Genomic DNA, 21,347 nt, shown 5'->3' on the forward strand with positions numbered 1-21,347 from the left:
GCGCCGCCCACCTGCGGCGCGGACGCCGGCACAGCCGGCGCACGCATGGAACGCGGCCGCGCCACGCAGCCATGCAGGCATGCCATCCGCGCATGGCTGGCATGCCGCCACCGTCGCCGGCCAGAATCGGGCGACCGCCGCAGGACACGCCGATGACCACTCGCAGGGATCTTTTCAAGGCCATGGCCGCCGGCGCGGTGGCGCTGCCGCTGCCCGCGTTCGCCACCGGCGCCACGCCACCGTCCGCCCCGCCGGCGCGGGTCCCGGGCGTCGAGGGCCAGCGCAAGGCCGACCTCGGCGACGGCACCTATCTGAATCCCATCGTCGCCGGTGACCACCCGGACCCGACCATCCTCAAGGATGGCGACGACTACTACATGACGTTCTCGTCGTTCCTGGCCTACCCGGGGCTGGTGGTCTGGCATTCCAAGGACCTGGTCAACTGGACCCCGGTCGGCCCGGCGCTGCAGCAGAACCTCGGCGATATCTGGGCCGTGGACCTGTGCAAGCACGAAGGCCGCTACTTCATCTACATCCCGGCCAATCCAACGGGCCAGGGCTGGTCGATCTACGCGATCTGGGCCGACGACATCCGCGGGCCGTGGAGCGCGCCGGTGGACCTGGGGATTTCCGGCTGCATCGACCCCGGCCACGTGGTCGGCGAGGATGGCCGCCGCTACCTGTTCGTCAACGGCATCCGCAAGATCCGGCTCGCCGACGACGGCCTGGCCACCGCTGGCGAGCTGGAGGATTCCTACCGGCCGTGGCGCTACCCGGACCACTGGATCACCGAGAACTTCGCGCCCGAGGGCCCCAAGCTGCTCTGGCGCGACGGCTGGCTGTACCTGGTCACCGCGGTCGGCGGCACCGCCGGGCCGGCGACCGGGCACATGGTGATCGCCGCGCGCTCGCGCTCGGTGCACGGGCCGTGGGAGCACTGCCCGCGCAATCCGCTGGTGCGCACGCTGTCGGCGCACGAGCCGTGGTGGTCGCGCGGCCACGCCACGCTGGTGGAAGGCCCGGCGGGCGACTGGTGGATGGTCTACCACGGCTACGAGAACGGCTTCCGCACGCTCGGCCGGCAGACCCTGCTCGAACCGGTCGAGTGGACCGGCGACGGCTGGTTCCGCGCGCTCGGCGGCGACCTGTCGCGGCCGCTGCCCAAGCCGCGCGGCGCGACGCCCGGGCCGAACGGCCATGCGCTGTCCGGTCCGCTGTCGCGCGAACGCTTCGGCGTGCAGTGGTCCTTCCACCAGCCGCGCCCGGAGGAGATGCAGCGCGTGCGCTGGGAGGGCGACACCCTGGTGCTGGCCCCGGCCGGCCGCTCGCCGGCCGACAGCGCGCCGCTGGCGTGCATCGTCGGCGACCGCGCCTACCAGGCCGAGGTCACGATCGAGCTCGAACCCGGTGCCGAAGGCGGGCTGCTGCTGTACTACAACCCGAAGGCGTTCGTCGGCCTGGGGTTCACCGCCGACACGGTCAAGACCTTCCAGTACGCCGAGGAACTGGCCTGGGCGCGCCAGCCGCGCGCGACCAGGCAGGTGCGCGTGCGCATGACCAACGATGCGAACGTGGTGACCTGGGAGTATTCGCACGACGGCGGCCGCAGCTGGACCCTGCACGGCACGCGCATGGAGGTGTCGGGCATGCACCACAACGTGTTCGGCGGCTTCCTCAGCCTGAGGGTCGCGCTGTACGGCACCGGCGGCGGCGCGGTGCGGCTGCGCGACTTCGCCTACCGCGCGATCGCGGAGACCGCGGGCGCCTGAGCAGGCGCCGCGTGCGGGCAGGTGCCCGGCGATCACGCCGTGCGATGGCGGCCGTGGATCACGCCGGGGTCGCAGGCCTGGCCGGCCCGCCACCCAGCAGCCGCGCCGGCAGCATCAGCAGCGCGGCCAGGAACGCGAACAGGGCGCCGAACGTGATCCCGACCAGCCGCAACGGCAGGCTCAGCAGCCACACCAGCGGCCACAGCACCAGCGCCAGGATCGCCAGCGGCCAGCACAGCACCAGCAGCACGCACCACGCCAACAGGCCGACCAGGGTGTTCATCGCGTCTCTCCTTGCTTCGACGGGGAAGGGGTGGGCGGCGTTTCGCCGGCGGCCCTGAGCGTGGTCGCCATCGCCCGCGCCTGGCGAGGCGAGGCGAACATCACCCGGGTCGGCACGTTGCGCACCGCCGCGCCGGCGGCGAGGTAGACGCTGCCGAAGCCCACCTGCAGCGACGGCCTGCCGTAGCGCGCGTTGAACGCCCGCAGGAAGGCGTCCTTCTCCTGCGCCGGGAACGTGATCCAGACCAGGTCGAGCTGGTTGTCCTGGAACACCAGCTCGACCTTGCGCGGGCGACCGGCGTAGGGAAAGCCCTCGCAGTCGATCCGGTGCTGGCTGATCCGTGCCAGCGGCGCCAGTGGCGGCGCGGTGACCACGCGCACCTGCAGCGACGTGCACAGCGGCGCCAGCCGCTGCCTGACTTCGGCGACCGGGCTGCCGAAGGCGAACGGCTCCGGCTTGGCGATGTCCATCGTGCCGACTGGCTGGCTCCCCGGCAGCAGCGAAAGCAGGATCGCGCACAGGCGCAGCATGGCAGGGCACTCCGTCGTCGGGCCGGCGCCCGTCATGGACGCCGCGACCACCCGGTGGGTGGCGCCGGGCCACAGTGCGCGGGCACCGGACCACCGGCAACCGGCCTGCGACGAGTCGCCGGATCCGGCGACGGGACCGCGCCAGCGTCGATGAACCCGCCCCCGCCCGCCCGGATGCGCCGGCCGTTGCGCTGGACCACAATGGCCCCGGACCTGCGGGGATGGCCGATGAACGAACGATTCCGCGCCCTCGTGCATGCCACCGTGTTCGCGGTGCTGGTGGGCTGGGTGCTGTACCTGGGGCGCGGCATCCTGGTGCCGGTGGCCTTCAGCGTGATGGCGCTGTACGTGATCCTGGGCACGTCGCGCTGGCTGGCGCGGGTGCCGGTGATCGGACCCGCGCTGCCGGTGCAGGCGCACCACGCGCTGGCCACGCTGGCCATGCTGGGTGCGCTGCTGCTGCTGGGCGGGCTGGCGATGGACAGCATCGACCAGCTGCTGGCGCGGGTGCCGCACTACCAGGTGCAGCTGGTGGCGCTGGTGCAGCAGGGCGCGGCGCTGCTCGGGATCGAATCGGAACCGAGCTGGGACGGCATCCGCAGCGCGGTGCTGGCCCAGGTCAACCTGCCGCGGCTGGCCGGCTCGACCCTGGGCTGGGCCGCCTCGATGGTCGGCGGGCTGGTCGTGGTGGGCCTGTACGTGACCTTCCTGATGGTCGAGCGTCGCCAGTTCGACGCCAAGCTCGACGCGCTCTCGCCCGACCCGCGGCGCGGCGCGCAGGTGCGCCGGATCGTCGGCGACATCAACCGCCGCATCGGCACCTACCTGGCGCTGAAGACCGCCCTGAGCGTGCTGCTCGGGCTGGCCAGCTGGGTCGTGCTGGCGATGCTGGGGGTGGAGCTGGCGCCGTTCTGGGCGCTGGTCATCGGCCTGCTCAACTACGTGCCGTACATCGGCTCGGTGCTCGGCGTGGCCCTGCCGGTGCTGTTCGCGCTGCTGCAGTTCGGCGACCTGCGTACCGCGCTCCTGCTGGCCGGCGCGCTGTCGGCGGTGCAGTTCCTCAACGGCAACCTGCTCGACCCGTACCTGATGGGCAGCTCGCTCAACCTCAGCCCGTTCGTGATCCTGCTGTGCCTGGCGGTGTGGACGGCCCTGTGGGGCGTGCCCGGCGCGTTCCTGGCGGTGCCGGTGACGGCCAGCATCGTGATGGTGCTGGCCGAGTTCCCCGGCAGCCGTCCGGTCGCGGTGCTGCTGTCGAGGAACGGCAAGGTCTGAGCGCCAGCCGCGCCGGCCACCGGCGGGGCGCCACGACTTCAGCGGAACATCGCCAGCACGCCGATGCCGACCGAGGCGGTCGTGGCCAGGATCACGAAACCGGCCAGGCCCGCCAGCGGGCCCCAGGCGATCGACAGCAGGATGTACCTGCGCACCGACCGTCGTGCCGCGTCCGGCAACACCGCCGACCAGCGCCAGTAGCACACCGCCGCGACCAGCCCGAGCAACGCGCTGGCCAGCGGCGCCAGCAGGAACGCCAGCCACGGTGCCGCGGTGCATTCCTCCAGGCACAACAATGCGAACGCGGCGGCGAAGACCAGCGCCGGCATCGCCAGCCAGCAGGCGGCGTAGCGGCGCCTGCTGCGATCGACGGCCGTGTCCAGGGCGTCGCCGGTCGTGCCTGCGGGCGGCAGCGGGTCGGGGGCAGGCATCCGTTCCATGGACGGCGGTCCCGTCAGCGACCGTGTTCGCGGGTGCCGGGCGACGCGGGCGGCAGCGGCCCGTCCAGCTGGCCGTAACGCTGCTTGCGCTGCGCGGTGTAGTGCCACCAGGCCGCCGGCTCGGCGCCGTCGAGGAAGTCGGCCACCGACATGAACACGTCGAGCACGCACGGGTCGTGGCGGGTGGCGGTGGCCACGCACAGCGCCTGGTAGAGCTCGAGCGGATCGACGCCGCGCAGCTGGCCGGGCTCGCGGTATCCCAGCCGCTCATAGTCCCGCGCCGCGGCCGGGCCGATGTTGGGCAGGTCGGTCAGGACCCTGACCTTGTCGCGGACGACCTTCGCTGGATGCATGGGTGGGAGTCGGGCGGGCCGCGATGCGGCGTCGGGAGGGTCGCCAGGGCGAGGGCGCGTGGCGCTACGTCGCCGCCCTCGGCGCCTTCAGCGTGTTGCTGTACATGCCGGAGCGATCGAAGCAGCAGGCGCGGCGCTGGCCCTTGGCGAGCTTGTCGCACGCCACGTCGATCCGCTTGACCCGGGTCTCGGCCTTCTTGCCCGAGGTCACCCACTGGATCCAGTCGCGTCGCGCCACCGCGGTGATGTCGTCCCAGGTCGCCTTCGCTTCCGGCTGCGCGGCCAGCGCCTTGCGCAGGTCGTCCGGCACCTTCGGCTCGGGCTCCTTCGCCAGCGGCGCCATCTCCACCGCGACCGTATCGCCGGCCGCCACGCCCGCGGCCTTCGCCAGCGCCGGTTCCACCTTCAGCCAGTGGCTGCCCTCGCCATCGGGCTCGAGCGTGGCCTGGAACGGCTGCGCGCCGAACGTGCCCTCGACCGACACCTGGCTGCGCGTGGGCAGCTTGTCGCTGGTGGCCTGGGTGAGCACGAAGAAGGTCCACGTGGCGTCGGCCGGTTCGGCCGGGCGAAGCAGCCGGGCCTTGAAACGGATCGGGGTGGGCGTGGCGGTCCTGGGCATGGGCGGAGTATAGGCCTGCGGCTAGTCGCACCACTGCTGTTCGCAGGGCACGCCATCACCGTTGCCATCCATGCGCACGCCCGGGCAGTGCTGGATGAAGTAGGTGGCCTCCGCGCAGGAGGTCATTTCCGAGCACAGGGTGCGGCCGTCGCACTCGAACGCCGCCGACGATGCCGGCACGTCCCGCATCGACACGGCCGGGGCGACGGGCGCCGCATGGCGCCCGCCGAACGTGCCTGCCACGCGCGACCAGGCGTAGGTGCCTATCGCGACGATGGCGAGCAGGGAGATGCCCGTGCCCAGCACCTGCGGGAGCCTGGATGCGCTGTCGGCCCGTCGCGCGGGTCGCGACCGGCGCGACGCGGCACCTGCACCGGGGCGCATGATGCGGATCGCACGCGTCTTGCCGTCCGGGCCTGACTCGGTCTCGAAGGAGACGAGTTCGTTGAGATGCGGGCGGGAGCCATCGCGGGGAAATGCCGAGACGTGGACGAAGATCTCGGCACCGCCGCCGGCTGGCGCGATGAAACCGAATCCGCGGTCGTCGTTCCACTTCGCCAGAACCCCGTGCGTGCGCATCCGAAGGTGTCCGCTGCCTGGTCCCCCCGAGCGGGGCAGGCAGGAGTGTGTGGCGCCCCCTCAGGACCGTCAACGGGAGCGTGCGCGCACCCGACGGCTCACTGCGCCACCAGGGTCAGCGAGACCGGCTTGCCGTCGCGCCGCACCACCAGCACCAGCGTTTCGCCCGCCTCGACCTTCATCGCCGCGAAGAACTCGCGCGCCGCGCTGCCCGCGACCGGCGTGCCGCCGAACCGGTCCAGCACGTCGCCCCGCTTCATTCCCGCGCGTGCCGCCGCCGAACCGGGCGCGACCTCGGTCACGATGACTTCCTTGATCCGGGAATCGGCGCCCGCCTCTTCGGCGGCCAGGTCCACGGTGAAGCCGAGCCTGCCCTCGCGCGCATGGGCGGAAACGGCGGTGCCGAGCAGGCCCGCCAGCAGCAGGATCAGTACGCGTGCGCCAACGCTCATCGGCGTCGCCTCGGGCCGGACGTCAGCCCGATCCTGTCGCGCCGGCGGCCGTCGCGCAACCACGCAGCGGAAACGGCCCGAACACCCGCCGCATGCCGGCGAAGCCGCCGACCTGGACGATGTAGCCCTGCCGGTCGTTGGCCTTGTCCACCACCAGCGTGTGCCGGAATCCGTCGGCGACCACGCCGGTGTCATTGAGCAGTTCGCCTGGCGGGTCGGCCACCGCGGCCCCGGCCTGCGCGTTCTCCCGCCAGGCGTGCGGCGCGCCGTAGGCGTTCACCAGCCTCTGGAAGTACCGGGCATCGCAGGAGAGGGCGGGCACGGCGACCCCGGCAGGCTGCTCCGGCGGTGGGGCGTGGGACGCAGCGAGGGCAAGGATGAATGGGAGCATGGGTCGGTCCTTGAGGTTCACTGCCCTGACGCACTGGAGCACGGCGCGGGGTCGGATCGCTACCTGGCAAGCTCGCCGGATACATGCTCCGCCAGCTCCCGGGTGTTCCTGGCGAACTCCGCCTCCAGGTCGATGCCGCACTTGTGCGCGAGCACCAGGATCGACCACAGGCAGTCCGAAAGCTCGTGGCCCAGCTTGGCCTTCCAGTCCTCGATGGGCCGGATGCCGGCGCTGGCCTGGATCAGCTTGGCCAGGTCACCCACGTCGCCCACGAATCCGAGCGCGAGCTCTTCGGTCGTCCAGGCGCGCCCGTACTTCCTGACCTCCAGCTGCTCGTAGAGCGCGTTCAACTGCAGGGCGGACGCCTCCAGGTCACTCAGCTTCACGGTCATGCGCTTCCCTCAAGTTTCGTATCCCGACCCGGTCCGGGCACGGACGATGGGTGCGTCCGTGCATGTTGGCCGCGTTTCGGAGCCCGTCGTGCGGTTGCCGAAAACGCTCGCCGCGGCGGCGGACCGTGCCACCGCGCAGGAGCGGACCCGCCGTGCCCGGCCCGCGCTTCAGGCGGGCCCGACATCCATCCCGTCGTAGTCGGCGATGCCGGATTCCTCGGCCAGGGCGTACAGCTGCTCCACCCGCGCGTGCAGGGATTCGGGCGTGTGCCGCTCCACCCGGTCCAGCTGCAGGTAGAAGTAGGGATCATCGTCATCGTCCGGTTCGGTGATGCCGACGAACTCGTAGCCCTGCGCCTGCAGGTGTTCGGCCACGGGCAGCAGCAGGTCGCCGTCCTGGTCGACGAAGAAGTACGACCAGCGGCAGGTGCCGTCGATGCTCCAGGGCGGGGTGGCCGCGGCGCCCTTCTGCCGCGTCTCGGCGAAAAAGGCCTGCAGCGTCTGCAGCGTGATCATGGTGCGTCCATCGGCTCCGCGCCGGCATGGCGCCACCGCGAGTATCGGCCACCGCGGCCGCGAAACGGAACGGGCCCCGCTCGCGCGGGGCCCGTGGCGTGGCGCGGACGGCCGCGCCGGGTGTCACCAGATCCGCACGCGGTCCTGCGGGGCGATGTAGTGCGCGTCGCCCGGCTTCACGCCGAAGGCGTCGTACCACGCATCGATGTTGCGCAGCGGGGCGAAGGCGCGGATCTGGCCGGGCGAGTGGGTGCCGTTGACCAGCTGCTGGCGCAGGGCGTCGTCGCGCCAGAGCGTGCGCCAGACCTGGGCCCAGCCCAGGAACAGGCGCTGTTCGCCGCTGAAGCCGTCGATCACCGGCGCCGGCTTGCCGCCCAGCGAGCGCCGGTAGGCTTCCAGCGAGATGGTCAGGCCGCCGAGGTCGCCGATGTTCTCGCCCATCGCGGTGCGGCCGTTGATGTGCATGCCCGGCAGCGGGGCGAAGGTGAAGGCCTCGTACTGCGCGCCGAGCTTCGCGGCCTGCGCCTCGAACTTGGCCGCGTCCTCGGCGGTCCACCAGTCGCGCAGCACGCCTTCGCCGTCGGACTTGCGGCCCTGGTCGTCGAAGCCGTGGATGATCTCGTGGCCGATCACGCCACCGATGCCGCCGTAGTTCACCGCCGGGTCGGCGTCCGGGTCGAAGAACGGCGGCTGCAGGATCGCGGCCGGGAACACGATCTCGTTCTTCACCGAGTTGTAGTAGGCGTTGACCGTCTGCGGGGTCATGCCCCACTCGGCCTTGTCCACCGGCTTGCCCAGGCGCGCGCGGCGGTAGTCCCACTCGAAGGTGCCGGCGCGCAGCGCGTTGCCGACCACGTCGTCGTTGGCGATGCGCAGGCCGCTGTAGTCGCGCCACTTCTCCGGGTGGCCGATCTTCAGGCCGAAGCCGGCCAGCTTGGCGTGGGCCTGGGCCTTGGTGGCCGGGCTCATCCACTCCAGCGTATCCAGGCGCGCGCCCATGGCGGCCTTCACGTTGGCCACCAGCGCGTCCATCTTGGCCTTGGAGTCGGCCGGGAAGTACAGCTGCACGTAGTCGCGGCCGATGGCCTCGCCCATGCTGTTCTCGGCCAGTTCCACGCCGCGCTTCCAGCGCTCGCGCTGCTGCGGCTGGCCGGACAGGAACTTGTTGCGGAACTCGAAGTGGGCGTTGGCGAAGGCGCTGGACAGCAGCGGCGCGGCCTCGTCGATGGCGTGGAAGGCCTGCCAGGCCTGCAGCGTGGCCACGTCGGTGCCGGCGTAGATGGCCGCCAGCTTGGGGATGGCCGTGGACTGGCGCACCACGGCGCGGGTGCCATGGCCGACGCCGGCGGCCTCGAAGTACGACGCCCACGGGAACCCGGGGGCGTAGGCGTCGAAGCCGGCGAACTCCACCGGGTTGTAGGTCTTGTCGCGGTCGCGGCTCTCGGCGCGGGTCCAGTGCGCATCGGCCACGGCCGTTTCCAGCGCCATCACCTTCTTCGCGGCGCCCTCCGGGTCGGCCCAGCCGCCGAGCCGCAGCAGCTGCGCGATGTAGGCCACGTAGCGCTCGCGCTGCGGTGCGAAGTTCTCGCGCAGGTACATCTCGCGGTCGCCCAGGCCCAGGCCGGACTGGTTCATGTACAGGGTGTAGTGCTCGGGGTCGCGCTGGTCGTCGGACACGCCCAGCCCGAACAGGGTGACGTTGAAGGTGTCGTGCGCGGCCATCAGCCGGGCCATGGACGCGTGGCTGTCGGCGGCACGGATCCGGGCGAGCACCGGCTGCAGCGGCGCGGCACCGAGCTTCTCGATCGCCGCCTCGTCCATGAAGCCGCGGTAGATGGCCGCGACCTTCGCGCTGTCGCCGCCGGTGGCCGGGTCACCCAGCGCATAGCTTTCGACCAGGGCGTGGACGCGGGCTTCGGACAGGTCGCGCAGCACGCGGAACGACCCGTAGCTGGACTGGTCGGCCGGGATCGGCGTGGCCTTCGCCCAGGTGCCGTTGACGTAGCCGAAGAAGTCCGCGCCGGGTTTGATGCTGCGGTCCATGCCGGCGAGGTCCACCCCCCAGCTGCCGTAGCGGGTGGCGGCGACGGCGCTGCCGCCGCCGGCAGCGGCCGCGCCTTCGAACAGCGCCTGCTCGACGCAGGCCGCGTCCAGGCAGGCGCGGTTGTCGTGGGCGCCGGCCTGGGCGGCGAAGCCCAGGGCCAGCAGGGTGGCGGCGGACAGCAGGGTCTTCTTCAAGGCGTTCTCCACGGCCGGGGCAGTGGAGCCGGCCTGACCGCTCAGGGTAGTTGCATCCGGGACTACGGACGGGTGCCGGAAGTCGGGGTCCGCCGCCCGCTCAGCCAGCCCCCAGCCGCCACGCCAGCCCCGACACCCGGCTGGCGTGGCGGCCCAGTGCCGCCTCCAGCACCGCCGGGCCGGCGGCCAGGTGCAGGGCGCTGCGGGCGCGGGTCAGGCCGGTGTAGACCAGCTCGCGCGAGAGCACCCGGCTGTCGCCGCGCGGCAGCTGCAGCCAGACCTCCTCGAACTCCGAGCCCTGGGCCTTGTGCACGGTCATGGCGAAGGCGCTCTCGTGCGCGGGCAGCGCGGCCGGATGGAACGCGCGCACCTCGCCGGCGCCCTCGCCGGGGAACCAGGCCAGTGGCGCACCGTCCTCGCCCGCCAGGCACACGCCGACGTCGCCGTTGAACAGGCGGTGGCGGTAGCTGTTCTCGGTGACCAGCAGCAGGCGGCCGGGGAACCAGTCCGGCGGGCTGCCGAGGCGGCGGCCGGACAGCTGCGCCTCGATCCGCGCGTTGAGCCCGCGCGCGCCCTGTGCGCCTTCGCGCAGTGCGGTGAGCAGGCGCACGCGGCCGGCCTGGCGCAGCGCCTCGGCCGGATCGGCCAGCTGGCCCAGCGCGCGCCAGTGGCCGAGCAGCGCGGCGCCGTGCGCGAGCAGCGGGTCGTCGACGTTCTCGTGGAAGGCAATACCGCCGAGCTGGCCGCTGCGCAGCAGGACCAGCGCCTGGGGGGCGTCGCCGGCGCGCACGGCGTCGGCCAGCGGCGCCAGCTGCAGCGCCTCGCTCTGCCGGTAGCCGCGCTGCAGGTGGATGCGGGCGGCGGCGAAGGCGTGCGCGGTCGTGGCCGGGCCGCTCGCCGTGGTGGATGGAGCGGTGGCGGCTGCGTGGCGTGGCGCTTCGGCGGCGGATGCAGGCCGGGTGGCGCTGGCGGCCGCGTCCCCATCCGCGCGCGGCAGCGTCGCCGGTGGTGGCACCACGGCGCCCGCCGCGTCGAACAGGTCGCCGGTGCGCGGCGGCGCGGACGGCGCGGACGGATCGGAGTCCGCGATGGATGCGGACGACGGCGCCGGCGAGGCGGTGCCGCCCAGCAGCGGCTGCAGCACGCGTGCATCGTCGTCGGCCAGCGCGCTGCCGTCGCCGGCCGCGGCCAGGATCGCGGCGAGCACGTCGCCGGCCTCGACCGACGGCAGCTGGTCGGGGTCGCCGAGCAGGACCAGCTGCGCGCCGTCGGCCACCGCCTCGGCCAGCTTGCACATCAGCGGCAGGTCGACCATCGAGGCTTCGTCGACCACGACGATGTCGAACGGCAGCGGGTTGTCGGCATGGTGGCGGAACGCGGGCGAATCGGGGACCACGCCGAGCAGGCGGTGCAGGGTACCGGCGGTGGTGGGCAGTGCGTCGAGCAGGGCCTGGTCGACCCCGGCGCCCGCCAGCATCGCGCTGGCGCGGCGCAGGCTTTCGGCCATGCGCTCGGCGGCGCGGCCGGTCGGCGCGGCCAGCGCGATCCGCGGTGTGGCACCGTCGGCCTGCGCGGCCGCGGCGATCCGCAACACCAGCAGGCGGGCGATGGTGGTGGTCTTGCCGGTGCCGGGGCCGCCGGTGACCAGCAGCAGCGCGCGGCGCAACGCGAGTGCGGCGGCGCGGGCCTGGCGGTCGCCGTCGCTGGCAGCGGGGAACAGTTGCGCGAACAGCGGGGCGAGCGTGGCCAGCTCGATCGGTCCAGCCGAGGCGGAATCGCCGGATCCCGGGAAACCGGACGTTCGTCTGTCGAGAGCGTGCCGGGACGGCGGCGCAGGCGCGGATGCGTCGGCAGCAGCGATGGCATGCGCGCGCAGCGGCTGCGCGGCCAGCGCGCGCAGGCGCACGGCCAGGCGGCGTTCGTACTCGCGGTAGCGGCGCAGGTAGAGCAGGCCGGCCTCCAGCACCAGCGGCGCGTCGGCCGCCGCGGCCTGGTCCGCGTCGCCCGGCGTGGCCACCCAGCGGGAAGCGAAGAGGGCGTCGTGCCAGGCCTGCGGGTCGGGCCACGGCATCGCCGCATCGACCAGCCGCCACGGCCGTGCCGGATCGAAGCCGGCATCGCCCTGCGCGACCGCCAGCGAGGCTAGCGCCGCCGCGGCGAGCACCTCGTCGGGCGTGTCCGGGTCGAGCCGGCGCAGGCTCTGCGCCAGCGCGTCGTCGAGGGTGCGCAGTACGCCGGCCTGGGCGAGGGCGCGCAGCAGGCTCATGCGGCGGCCTCCTGCATGGGGCGTCCGAACAGCGCATCGAGCGCGTTGACCAGTTCCGGGGCGAAGCGCTGCGCATGGATGCCGTGCCCGTCGTGGCGGCCGGCGTCCAGCCCGCGGCAGAACAGGTAGCGGATGCCGCCGAAGTCGCGCGCGTAGTCGTACGCGTCGCCGAGGCGGAAGCGCAGCCAGCGGTGCAGGGCCAGGGTGTAGATCAGCGCCTGCAGGTCGTACTCGCTGTGCGCCATCGCCGCTTCCAGCGAAGCGTGGTCGTACGCCGGCAGGCGGTTGGACTTGTAGTCGAGCACGTACCAGCGCCCCGCGTGGCGGTAGGTGAGGTCGACCAGGCCGGTCATCAGCCCCTCCAGGCGCGTGCGCAGGCCGAAGCCGGCGCGCTCGCGGACCACGCCGTGCGCGTGCAGCAGGCGCAGCAGCGCATCGACCCGGGTCGGCTGCAGGGCGAACTGGAACTCGATTTCCGGACGGCGCTCGCCCGCCGGCACCTCGCACAGGCGCACGCCTTCGGGCAGGGCGACGGTGAGCGTGTGGCCGATCAGGCGGGTGGCCAGGACGATGCCGTCGTCGAGCTCGTCGGCCCCGTAGCCGCCGGCGCGCAGGGCCTCGGCGATGGGCGCGGCCTCTCCGGCCGGCACGGGCTCGCCTTCGCGCCAGCCGCGCCAGGCGGCGAAGTCGCAGTGTTCGAGCGCCGCGTGCAGGGCCACGCCGAAGCGGTTGCCGGAGAAGCGCGGGTCGAACGCCGCTTCGATCGTTTCGCCGGGCGCCGCGGTCGCCATCGCGGCATCGGTGGCCGCCGGTTCGTCGCGGCCGCTGGCGACCGGCAGCGTCGCCGCCGCCAGCGCGTCGGGCGCGCCGTCGTGGCCGGCGTCGGCGTTGGCCAGCTGGGTGAAGCTGTACACCCACCAGTCGTGCGCCAGCACACGGGAAACCTCCCGTGGCGCCGGCACCGCGGCGGCCGATTCGGGCGGCAGGCGCGGCAACGGGGCCAGCGGCAGGCCGGCTTCGAGCCGGACCGCAGGGTCGGCGGCGAGCACGGCGAGGTCGCGGAGCATCGGCGCCAGCGCGGTCCGGTCGTGGCCGACGAACGCGCCGGTGGCGATCCACAAAGCGTGCACGGCACGGGTCAGTCCGACGTAGAGCAGGCGCGCATCCTCGGCGCGCTGTTCGTCCTTCCATGCCGCCTCGGCAGCGCCCCAGCGCGCTTCGGCCAGGTCGCTCCGCCAGTGCAGGCAGCGGCCGTGGGCCGGGTCGTGCACGCTGCAGTGGCGGCCGGGCGCGGGCGCCTTGCCGGCGATGCCGGCGAACGGCAGGAACACGAGCGGGTACTCCAGGCCCTTGCTCTTGTGCAGGGTCACGATCTGCACGCGGCGCGCGTCGGATTCAAGCCGCAGCAGCTGGGCCTCGTCGTCCGGGTCGGCATCGGCGATGCGGCGACCGAGCCAGTCGACCAGGCCGTGCAGGCCGAGCGCGCGGGCCTGCGCTTCCTGCAGCAGCTCGGCCAGCTGCAGGAAGTTGCTGACCCGGCGCTCGCCGTCGACCAGGCCGAGCAGCGCTTCGCTGCGCGCGGCGCACAGTTCGCCGACCAGGGCCAGCGGTCCGCCGCGGCGCAGGCGCTCGCGCCAGGCCACGGCCTGCTGCTGCCAGTGGCGATGCGACCCTCCATCGTGCTCCAGCGCATCGATCCCGGTCGCGTCCACGCCGACGAGCACGGTGGACAGGGCCGCGCGCAGGCGGCCGTCGTCGGCGCCGTGCAGCAGCGCCAGCAGCAGGGCATGCAGCTCGCGTGCCTCGGAGGTGGCGAACAGGCTCTGCTTGCCGGCCGCCACCGCGGGGATGCCGGCCGCGGCCAGCGCCTGCTGGATGCGGCTGGCCTCGGCGTGGCTGCGCACCAGCACGGCGATGTCGCCGGCACGCACCGGGCGTACCGGTTCGCCGTCGCGCAGGGTGGCGGTGCCGGCCTGGCCTTCGGACAGCACCGCGTGGATCGCGGCCACGCAGGCGCGGGTGGCCAGCGCGCGCGAATCCTCGGCGCTGTGCGGCCTGGGTTTTCCGGTCTTCGGGTCGGGGGGTGGCGGCGGGGCCTGCCACAGGGTCAACGCGGGCGCGTCGGTGCCACCACGCTGGAAATCGGCGTCGCCGCGCGTGCCGCCGGGCGCGACGCGGTGGAAGGCGATGCGCGGATCGACGAAGGCGGCCCCGCCGGCCTGCGCGTACAGCGCGTCGATGGCGCGCAGCACGGACGGGCGCGAGCGGAAGTTGTGCGACAGCGGTGGCGCGGCCGCGGCCACCTCGCCGGCGGCCAGGTAGGTGTGCACGTCGCCGCCGCGGAAGCCGTAGATCGCCTGCTTCGGGTCGCCGATCAGGAACAGCGCCGGCGGCTGCCCGGCCATCGCCTCGCTGCCGCTGCCGAACACCCGGTCGAAGATCCGCCACTGGCGCGCGTCGGTGTCCTGGAATTCGTCGACCAGGGCGATGCGGTACTGCGCGCGCAAGGCCGCCGCCAGCGCCGGTCCCTGCGCGCCGTCGAGCGCGTCGGCGACGCCGTCGATCAGGTCATCGTAGGTCTGTACCCGCTGCTGGCGCTTGAGCACCGCCAGGCGCGCGCGGGCATCGGCGCGGACCCGGTGCAGCAGGGCGATGCGGCGGCGGGCGACCCATTCCACCTGCGCCTGCAGTGCGTCCATGTACGGCGGCACGAGCACGCACAGCGGTGAATCGGGGGTACGCCCGGCGTGGGTCTTGTTGGTCTTGGCCTGCAGCGCCCCGGCGGTGAGCCGGCCGATCCGCTCGTCCAGCGGCGCGGCGTAGTCGCCGGCCTCGCACCAGGCCGACAGCTGGGTCCACAGCAGGCGGATCCAGTCGGCACGGTAGCTGTTGCCATTGAGCACCTTGGCCTCGACCGCGGCCAGCAGCGCGGCGAGGAAGTCGTCGCCGTGGGCGCGGAAACCCTCGGCCAGCGCCTGGCCGGCCGCGTGCAGGCGCGGCGCCGGATCGGGCGGCAGCGGCGCGTCGGGCGGCAGCAGTCCGATGTCGCCGAGCAGCGCGCGCAGGTCGTCGGCCAGGGCGTCGGGGCCTTCCTTCCACAGCGCGGCCAGGTCGTCGGCCGCGGTGGCGTCGGCGGCATGCGCCCGCCACAGGTCGGCGGCCAGCGCGTGGCGCAGCGCGCGGTCGTTGCCCAGCAGTTCGGGCGGGTCGAAGCCCTGTCCGCTTTCCAGCGCGTGTTCGCGCAGCACGCGCGCGCAGAAGCCGTGGATGGTGAAGATCGCGGCCAGGTCGGTTTCCAGCACGGCCTGGCGCAGGCGCGCGCGCAATGCCGCGTCGGTCTCGCCGCTGCGCTGGCGATGCGCCTGCAGCAGCTGGCGGGTGAGCGCGACGTCGGGCTTCTCGCCGTCGGCGGGCGGCGCATCGACCAGGTCCAGCGCCAGCTGCAGGCGCTCGCGGATGCGCTTGCGCAGTTCCTGGGTCGCCGCCTCGGTGAAGGTGACGGCGAGCACCTGGCCCACGCGCAGGCCGCGTTCGACCACCAGCCGGGCGACCAGCGTGGCCAGGGTGTAGGTCTTGCCGGTGCCGGCGCTGGCTTCGACCAGCTGCACGCCCTCGAGCGGGACCTGCAGCCAGGGATCGGCCGGGGTCGTGGCGGGCGCGCTCATGCGGCGTCCTCCTCGTCCTGCGCTGGAAGTTCCAGCGCTGCGTCGCTGGCGGCCTGCGCATCGCCATGGACCACCGCGCCGTAGACCGCATGGGCGAGGTCGGCGAATTGCCGCAGGGTGCCGGCGTCGGCGAACGGGTCGCGGCCGCGCAGGGCCAGGCGCAGGGCCTCGTCATCGCCCTCGGCCCAGCTGCGCGCACTGCCGCGCCAGCGGGCGGCGGCGGCACGCACGCCACGTGCCGGGTCGTCGGCAGTGAACAGTTCCCACGCGCTGTACGGAGCGAACGGAAGCGGCCGGCGCAGGCCTTCGTCGCGCAACGCGAGCAGGCGGGCGAGCGCGGCGCGGGCACGCGCCTGGCCGATCGGCTCGCGCGGGTGCGGGCCGATGCCGTTTTCTTTCTCATGGAACTCGACGAACGGGCGTGGGTCGCCGGCGGCCTGCGCCAGCAGCCAGTCCAGCCCGCTGCGGATCGTCGAGGGGCCATTCGGCGCGCCGAAGCGCAGCCGGGCGTACCCCTGCGGCCAGGCATCGGCCAGGTGCCCATGAATGCGCACGCCGTCGATGTCCACCGAAAGCGGCAGCGACTGCGCCTGCTCGTTGCCGCGCCACTGCGCGAAGGCGTGCGCGTACGGCCGCACCTCGTTCGCCACTCCGGCCAGCGCGCGCCGGCCGGACGGTCCCGACGGCAACAGGCCGCGTGCGCGCAGCGCCGCGTACAGCGCGTCGGCATCGGCGCCAGCGAGCAGCGCGTCGAACACCGCGCGCTGCAACGCACTGCGCTCGCGGCCGCGCGCGGGCGCCTGCAGCGGTTCGATGTCGTCGCCCGCCTCGTCCAGTTCGGCCAGGCGCAGGCCGAGGCGCTGGCGCAGGAACTGCCCGGCTGGGCGGGCGAGGAAGCGGCGCAGTTCGTCGAGCGACAGTTCCCCTGCGTCGTCCGCCGGCGCGGCGAGCGCGGTGGCGGCGTCGAACCACGGCGCCAGCCCGTGGCGCGCGCCGGACAGGCGGCGGGCGGCGGCATGCCACGGTGCGCGGTAACTGAAACGACGCGGGTCGGGCGCCTCGCCGCCACCGAACGCGGCCGGCGAGAACGGCTGCAGCGGATGGCGCAGGACCAGCGCCCCGGCCACCTCTTCCTTGCGCTTCGTGCGCTGCGGGTCGTCGAAGGCGACGTGGTGGTCGGCGGCGGCCGACAGCAGTTCGGCGACCAGCGCCGACGGTTCGCGGGCGCTGCCGTCGCGCGGGTCGGCGCCGAGCCAGCTCACGTAGAACACGTCCTGGGCCGAGGCGAACAGCTGCAGGAACAGGTAGCGGTCGTCGTCGCGGGTGGAGCGGTCGCCGTGGCGGCGGCGCTCGCTGCCCAGTTCGGCGGTGAGCCGGTTGAGCCCGGCGGCCGGGTCGCGGCGCGGGAAGTCGCCGTCGTTCATGCCGAGCAGGCAGATCACCCGGAACGGCAGCAGCCGCATCGGCACCATCCGCGCGAAGCTGACCCCGCCGGTGAGCAGCGGCGCGCGGGTGTCGGCCTCGCCCAGCACCGCGGCGAAATGCGCGCGCACCACGTCCGCGGCGACCGGCTGCTCGACCCCGGCGCGGGCGGCATCGCGGGCGAAGGCATCGACCAGCTGGCGCAGGCGGTCCAGCGCGCGCTGGGTGGCCGGCGCCGCCGGCGGACGGGGCAGCAGCGCGGCCAGCAGGTCGAGCAGGCGTTCGCGCCAGCGCGCCGGCGGCATCGCCTCGGCGAGCAGGCGTTCGTGGCGCGCGAGCACGCGCAGCAGGCGCAGCAGCGCATCGAGCGCATCCAGCGCGCTGCCTTCCAGTTCCGGCCAGGGTGCGACGACCTGCGTCGCGCCGGCGATGCCGGCATCGTCGCCGGTGGCGTGGCCGAGCAGCAGCCGGTCCAGCGCGAACTGCCAGGTGTAGGCGTCGTCGGCCGGCGCGCCGAGGCGGGCGCGATGGGCGGCGTCGATGCCCCAGCGCGCGCCGGCCGCGTGCAGCCAGCCGTGCAGGCGCTCGAACGCCGCCGCGTCGAGCCCGGCGGCCTGGGCCAGCGGCGGGCTGGCGAGCAGGTCGAGCATCTCCTCCAGGCCGAAGCGCGCCACCGGCAGCGCCAGCAGTCGCAGGAACACCTCGGCCAGCGGCTCGCCGGCCAGCGGGCTGGCGTCGGCCATCGCCCAGGGAATGGCCGCACCGCGCTCGTCGCTGCCGAACACGGCGTCCAGGTAGGGCACGTACGGATCGATGTCCGGCGCCAGCACCGCGATCTCGCGCGGTTGCAGCGGCGGATCGAAGCGCCGGCCCTCGGGGGAATCCGGCTCCAGCAGCGCGCGCAGGCGGTCGTGCAGCACCTGCAGCTCGCGCAGGCGGGTGTGGCAGGCGTGCAGCTGCAGGCTCGGATCGCCGGCGTCGACGGTGGCGCGCGGCGCGGCGGCCGGACGCGCGCGGCGATGGAACAGGTCGGCCTGCATCCGCCGCAGCAGGCTGTCGCGCAAACCGCCTTCGGCCAGGGTCGGGCCGGCCACGGTTTCCGGATCGGCATAGGCGGCGATCTCGCCGGAGGGGTGCACCACCTCGTAGCTGCCGAGCAAGGCCATGAAGTCGCGGCCGGCCGCGCCCCAGTCGCGCAGCAGCGGGTTCTCGCTGCCTTCGTCGCCGAACGGCTCGGCGCTGCCGGCGCGCAGGCGCGCACCGAGGGCCTGCAGGTCGCCCCAGTATTCCTTCGTCGGCGTCGGCAGGTAGAAGTGCAACGTGCCGACCCGGGCCTGGGTCGCCATCACCCGCAGCACGTCGGGCGAGACGTTGAGCGTGGCGAAGGCGAACAGGCGCGACGGCAGGCCTGATGGCACGCCCGGCGGAGGCGCGCCGCCGCCGTCGGCCGCCCCGAAACGGGCGAGGTAGTCCTGCAGCCGGCGCGCGCGGTGCTCGCGGCCGGCGGCCACCGTGCGCCAGAGGATCGCCTGCGGGTCACCCGGGTCGGCCCCGGCTTCCCAGCGCAGCAGCCAGTCGCGGCGCCAGGCCTGGTACTTCTCGAATACGCCGGCCAGCTCGCCAGCCAGCGCCCACGGCCGCAGCGGATCGTCGCCGGCCAGGTAGGCGGCCAGCGGCGCCAGCGGCGGGCGCGCCGGCAGTGCCGGATCGGTCAGCGCCGCGTACAGGCGCCAGTGCAGGGTCGCCGCCTCCAGTTCGTCCGCGGCCGGGCCGAGGTTGGCCGCCAGCGCACGGCCGACGAATTCGCCGGGGGTCAGGAACTCGAGGTTGGCTGCGACGCCGTAGCGCGCGGCCAGGGTCGCCTGCAGCCAGCGCCGCATCGCCACCTGCGGGATCAGCACCGTGTCCGGCGCGAGCAACGGCTGCCCCGGCGCCGGCGCGCGCAGCGCCTCGGCCAGCAGGCCGGCGAGCACGTCCAGCGAGTTGGAGTGGTAGAGGCGGAAGTCTGCGGCGGCCGCGGGCATCGGCCCATCTTGCCGCACGGCCATCGCAGGAGGCGAGACGCGCCAGCGGACGCCACCGTCGCGCCGTCGCCGCCGTGGATAATCGGGCCCCCAGCGGCCTGGATGCCCCGATGCGCGTGCCCGCCAACAACCTGCGATGGATCCTCGCCCTGGCGGTCGCCGCGGCGCTGGGCTGGTCGTTCTGGAAGAGCGCCGGCTGGCTGCAGCTGTGCGCGGGCCTGGCGGTGTTCCTGTTCGGCCTGCAGTGCCTGGAAGAGGGCCTGCGCCAGCTCGCGGGTGGCAAGCTCGAGCAGCTGCTGGCGCGCAGCACCGGCACGCCGCTGCGCGGGCTGGCGTTCGGCTTCACCGGCGCCACCGTGCTGCAGTCGAGCACGCTGGTGTCGCTGCTGACGATCGCCTTCATCAGCTCGGGGCTGATCCAGCTGGCCGGCGGCATCGCGGTGATCCTGGGCACCAACCTCGGCGCGACCACCGGGATCTGGCTGCTGGCGCTGGCCGGGCAGAACGTGAGCCTGTCGCCGGCGGCGCTGCCGCTGCTGGTGTTCGGCATGCTGGCGGGGGTCGCCGGGCCGCGGGCCAAGGCCGCCGGGCGGGTGGCGCTGGGCGTGGCCTTCATCTTCCTGGGCATCGACCAGATCCGCGCCGGCTTCGAGCAGGCGGGCGGCGGCATGGACCTGGCGGCGATGGAAGGCACCGGCGTGGCCGGCACGCTGCTGTTCGTGCTGGCCGGCCTGGCGGTGACCGTGGTCCTGCAGTCCAGCCACGCCACCCTGATGCTGACCCTGGCCGCGCTGGCCACCGGCCGGCTGCAGCTGGAGCAGAGCCTGGCCATCGCGATCGGCTCCAACGTCGGCAGCAGCGTCAGCACCGCCTTCGTCGGCATGCTCGGTGGCAACCGCAGCGGCCAGCGGCTGGCGCTGGCGCATGCGCTGTTCAACGTGGCCACCGCACTGGTGGCGCTGGTGCTGCTGGTGCCGCTGACCTGGCTGATGAAGACCCTGGCCGGGCTGGCCGGCTTCGGCGACAACGCGCTGCTGCAGCTGGCGCTGTTCCACACCATGTTCAACGGCGGCGGCGTGCTGCTGTTCTGGCCGTTCCAGCGCCAGCTGGCCGCGGCGCTGGAACGCTGGCTGCCGGAGCGGGTCGAGCAGGCGGTTCCCGCCGACGCCACCGCGCACCCGGCGGCGCCGCTGCAGCGCCTGCGCGCGGTACACCTCAGCGAGGTGGCGCTGGGCTCGGTCGACGCGGCCACCGCCGCCGTCGCGCAGGAACTGCGCCACCTGGGCCGGCTGAGCCTGGACGTGATCTGCCAGGCGCTGTGCCTGCCGGCGGCCCAGCTGGACGCCGACAGCCCCGATCCGGCACTGCTGGCGGGCGGCCCGGCCGACGGCGCCTGCTTCGACGCCGACCTGCTGTACCAGCAGCGGATCAAGGGCGTGTACGCCGACCTGCTGGCCTTCACGAGCCGGCTGACCCTGCCGATGGATGCCGCGCACCGCCAGGCCTGGGCGCGCAGCCAGGCCGCCGCGCTGCAGCTGGTGGAAGCGGTGAAAGGCGCCAAGCACCTGCAGAAGAACCTGGGCCGGCACCTGCACGGGCCGCCCTCGCCGGTGCGCGAGGCCTACCTGGCGCTGCGCGCGCAGCTGTTCTCGCAGATCCGCGCATTGCGGGCGATCGCACGCGAGCGCGGGGCCGGGACGGCGGCCGCACCGTTGGCCGCGCTCGACGCGGAAGCCGCGGCATTCGACGCACGCTTCCGCGAACACCTGTTCGAGCAGGTGCGGACGGGCGTGATCGACGGGCTGGATGCCGGCTCGCTGCTCAACGACCAGGGCTATACGGCGCGGATCTACGGCAGCCTGCGCGAGGTGATCGACGCGGCGGTCGCCGGCGGCCACGAACCCTTGGCCCGGGCATCCGGCACGGAGGCGGTCGCGGGCAGCTGAACGCGATCTCCGCGCCGCGCCGGGCCATGACCACCGTCACTCGCCGGCGCGCGCCTCGCCCTGCAGCATGCGCGGCGCCCGGATGGAGCGGCGCATGAACCGGTTAATTCCTGTACTCACCGGTTCAGTCGATGGGTTAAGATTCAGTTTGTCGTGCGCATGATGCGCCGTTTGCCACTCCCGCCTG

The 21,347-nt window shown here is 73.8% G+C and carries 17 protein-coding genes; 3 read left to right on the forward strand and 14 right to left on the reverse strand.

What is annotated here, in order from left to right:
* Positions 1 to 152: 152 nt before the first annotated feature.
* Entirely contained in the window at positions 153 to 1,769 is a 1,617-nt protein-coding gene (locus ACA089_RS12015; protein ID WP_372017073.1) for a family 43 glycosylhydrolase, read from the forward strand.
* 58 nt (positions 1,770 to 1,827) lie between these two features.
* On the opposite strand, the gene ACA089_RS12020 is transcribed toward ACA089_RS12015, so the two are convergent.
* Together ACA089_RS12020 and ACA089_RS12025 are read right to left on the reverse strand one after the other, a co-directional pair.
* Positions 1,828 to 2,052 (reverse strand): hypothetical protein, encoded by a 225-nt coding sequence (locus ACA089_RS12020; RefSeq protein ID WP_372017075.1) that lies wholly within the window; start codon positions 2,050 to 2,052, stop codon positions 1,828 to 1,830.
* Positions 2,049 to 2,582: a hypothetical protein gene (locus ACA089_RS12025; RefSeq protein ID WP_372017077.1), complete on the reverse strand. Its 534-nt coding sequence runs from the start codon at positions 2,580 to 2,582 to the stop codon at positions 2,049 to 2,051. The genes ACA089_RS12020 and ACA089_RS12025 overlap by 4 nt, the downstream gene beginning before the upstream one ends.
* 228 nt (positions 2,583 to 2,810) lie before the next feature.
* Here ACA089_RS12025 and ACA089_RS12030 point away from each other — a divergent pair, with 228 nt between their 5' ends.
* Complete coding sequence (locus ACA089_RS12030) at positions 2,811 to 3,857, forward strand: AI-2E family transporter (RefSeq protein WP_372017079.1); 1,047 nt, start codon at positions 2,811 to 2,813, stop codon at positions 3,855 to 3,857.
* A 38-nt stretch (positions 3,858 to 3,895) separates the two neighbouring features.
* Here ACA089_RS12030 and ACA089_RS12035 read toward each other — a convergent pair whose 3' ends face one another.
* The 12 genes from ACA089_RS12035 to recC all read right to left on the reverse strand — a co-directional run bounded on the left by ACA089_RS12035 (position 3,896) and on the right by recC (position 19,214).
* The gene (locus ACA089_RS12035; RefSeq protein ID WP_372017081.1) at positions 3,896 to 4,297 is read right to left on the reverse strand and encodes a hypothetical protein; all 402 of its coding nucleotides are present in this window, start codon (positions 4,295 to 4,297) and stop codon (positions 3,896 to 3,898) included.
* Between the two features lie 14 nt (positions 4,298 to 4,311).
* Positions 4,312 to 4,650 carry a helix-hairpin-helix domain-containing protein gene (locus tag ACA089_RS12040; protein WP_372017083.1) on the reverse strand — a complete coding sequence of 113 codons (339 nt, stop codon included), beginning with the start codon at positions 4,648 to 4,650 and terminating at the stop codon, positions 4,312 to 4,314.
* A 64-nt stretch (positions 4,651 to 4,714) separates the two neighbouring features.
* A complete protein-coding gene (locus ACA089_RS12045; RefSeq protein WP_372017084.1) occupies positions 4,715 to 5,269 on the reverse strand; it encodes a YdeI/OmpD-associated family protein in 555 nt (184 codons plus the stop codon).
* Between the two features lie 21 nt (positions 5,270 to 5,290).
* Positions 5,291 to 5,848 carry a cold shock domain-containing protein gene (locus ACA089_RS12050; RefSeq protein WP_372017085.1) on the reverse strand — a complete coding sequence of 186 codons (558 nt, stop codon included), beginning with the start codon at positions 5,846 to 5,848 and terminating at the stop codon, positions 5,291 to 5,293.
* Positions 5,849 to 5,946: 98 nt separating this feature from the next.
* Positions 5,947 to 6,300, reverse strand: coding sequence for a PDZ domain-containing protein (locus ACA089_RS12055; protein WP_372017086.1), 354 nt, complete (start codon positions 6,298 to 6,300; stop codon positions 5,947 to 5,949).
* A 22-nt stretch (positions 6,301 to 6,322) separates the two neighbouring features.
* The gene (locus tag ACA089_RS12060; RefSeq protein ID WP_372017088.1) at positions 6,323 to 6,691 is read right to left on the reverse strand and encodes a hypothetical protein; all 369 of its coding nucleotides are present in this window, start codon (positions 6,689 to 6,691) and stop codon (positions 6,323 to 6,325) included.
* Between the two features lie 59 nt (positions 6,692 to 6,750).
* Complete coding sequence (locus ACA089_RS12065) at positions 6,751 to 7,083, reverse strand: nucleoside triphosphate pyrophosphohydrolase family protein (protein ID WP_372017090.1); 333 nt, start codon at positions 7,081 to 7,083, stop codon at positions 6,751 to 6,753.
* Positions 7,084 to 7,251: 168 nt separating this feature from the next.
* The gene (locus tag ACA089_RS12070; RefSeq protein WP_372017092.1) at positions 7,252 to 7,599 is read right to left on the reverse strand and encodes a ribonuclease E inhibitor RraB; all 348 of its coding nucleotides are present in this window, start codon (positions 7,597 to 7,599) and stop codon (positions 7,252 to 7,254) included.
* 123 nt (positions 7,600 to 7,722) lie between these two features.
* Positions 7,723 to 9,837, reverse strand: coding sequence for a M13 family metallopeptidase (locus tag ACA089_RS12075; protein ID WP_372017094.1), 2,115 nt, complete (start codon positions 9,835 to 9,837; stop codon positions 7,723 to 7,725).
* Positions 9,838 to 9,937: 100 nt separating this feature from the next.
* Complete coding sequence (locus tag ACA089_RS12080) at positions 9,938 to 12,103, reverse strand: AAA family ATPase (protein WP_372017096.1); 2,166 nt, start codon at positions 12,101 to 12,103, stop codon at positions 9,938 to 9,940.
* Entirely contained in the window at positions 12,100 to 15,768 is a 3,669-nt protein-coding gene (locus ACA089_RS12085; RefSeq protein WP_372017098.1) for a UvrD-helicase domain-containing protein, read from the reverse strand. The genes ACA089_RS12080 and ACA089_RS12085 overlap by 4 nt, the downstream gene beginning before the upstream one ends.
* A complete protein-coding gene (gene recC / locus ACA089_RS12090) occupies positions 15,765 to 19,214 on the reverse strand; it encodes an exodeoxyribonuclease V subunit gamma (RefSeq protein WP_372017100.1) in 3,450 nt (1,149 codons plus the stop codon). The genes ACA089_RS12085 and recC overlap by 4 nt, the downstream gene beginning before the upstream one ends.
* A 110-nt stretch (positions 19,215 to 19,324) precedes the next feature.
* Between recC and ACA089_RS12095 the strand changes: the two genes are divergently transcribed.
* Positions 19,325 to 21,160, forward strand: coding sequence for a Na/Pi symporter (locus tag ACA089_RS12095; RefSeq protein ID WP_372017102.1), 1,836 nt, complete (start codon positions 19,325 to 19,327; stop codon positions 21,158 to 21,160).
* The last annotated feature ends 187 nt before the right edge of the window (positions 21,161 to 21,347 follow it).

It is taken from the genome of Pseudoxanthomonas fibrivorans, from assembly GCF_041464125.1.
GTDB lineage: Bacteria > Pseudomonadota > Gammaproteobacteria > Xanthomonadales > Xanthomonadaceae > Pseudoxanthomonas.

Excerpts from the sequence above, each read along its gene's own strand:
- ACA089_RS12015 (WP_372017073.1), top strand. The coding sequence starts at position 153 with ATGACCACTCGCAGGGATCTTTTCAAGGCCATGGCCGCCGGCGCGGTG.
- ACA089_RS12020 (WP_372017075.1), bottom strand. The coding sequence starts at position 2,052 with ATGAACACCCTGGTCGGCCTGTTGGCGTGGTGCGTGCTGCTGGTGCTG.
- ACA089_RS12025 (WP_372017077.1), bottom strand. The coding sequence starts at position 2,582 with ATGCTGCGCCTGTGCGCGATCCTGCTTTCGCTGCTGCCGGGGAGCCAG.
- ACA089_RS12030 (WP_372017079.1), top strand. The coding sequence starts at position 2,811 with ATGAACGAACGATTCCGCGCCCTCGTGCATGCCACCGTGTTCGCGGTG.
- ACA089_RS12035 (WP_372017081.1), bottom strand. The coding sequence starts at position 4,297 with ATGGAACGGATGCCTGCCCCCGACCCGCTGCCGCCCGCAGGCACGACC.
- ACA089_RS12040 (WP_372017083.1), bottom strand. The coding sequence starts at position 4,650 with ATGCATCCAGCGAAGGTCGTCCGCGACAAGGTCAGGGTCCTGACCGAC.
- ACA089_RS12045 (WP_372017084.1), bottom strand. The coding sequence starts at position 5,269 with ATGCCCAGGACCGCCACGCCCACCCCGATCCGTTTCAAGGCCCGGCTG.
- ACA089_RS12050 (WP_372017085.1), bottom strand. The coding sequence starts at position 5,848 with ATGCGCACGCACGGGGTTCTGGCGAAGTGGAACGACGACCGCGGATTC.
- ACA089_RS12055 (WP_372017086.1), bottom strand. The coding sequence starts at position 6,300 with ATGAGCGTTGGCGCACGCGTACTGATCCTGCTGCTGGCGGGCCTGCTC.
- ACA089_RS12060 (WP_372017088.1), bottom strand. The coding sequence starts at position 6,691 with ATGCTCCCATTCATCCTTGCCCTCGCTGCGTCCCACGCCCCACCGCCG.
- ACA089_RS12065 (WP_372017090.1), bottom strand. The coding sequence starts at position 7,083 with ATGACCGTGAAGCTGAGTGACCTGGAGGCGTCCGCCCTGCAGTTGAAC.
- ACA089_RS12070 (WP_372017092.1), bottom strand. The coding sequence starts at position 7,599 with ATGATCACGCTGCAGACGCTGCAGGCCTTTTTCGCCGAGACGCGGCAG.
- ACA089_RS12080 (WP_372017096.1), bottom strand. The coding sequence starts at position 12,103 with ATGAGCCTGCTGCGCGCCCTCGCCCAGGCCGGCGTACTGCGCACCCTC.
- ACA089_RS12085 (WP_372017098.1), bottom strand. The coding sequence starts at position 15,768 with ATGAGCGCGCCCGCCACGACCCCGGCCGATCCCTGGCTGCAGGTCCCG.
- recC (WP_372017100.1), bottom strand. The coding sequence starts at position 19,214 with ATGCCCGCGGCCGCCGCAGACTTCCGCCTCTACCACTCCAACTCGCTG.
- ACA089_RS12095 (WP_372017102.1), top strand. The coding sequence starts at position 19,325 with ATGCGCGTGCCCGCCAACAACCTGCGATGGATCCTCGCCCTGGCGGTC.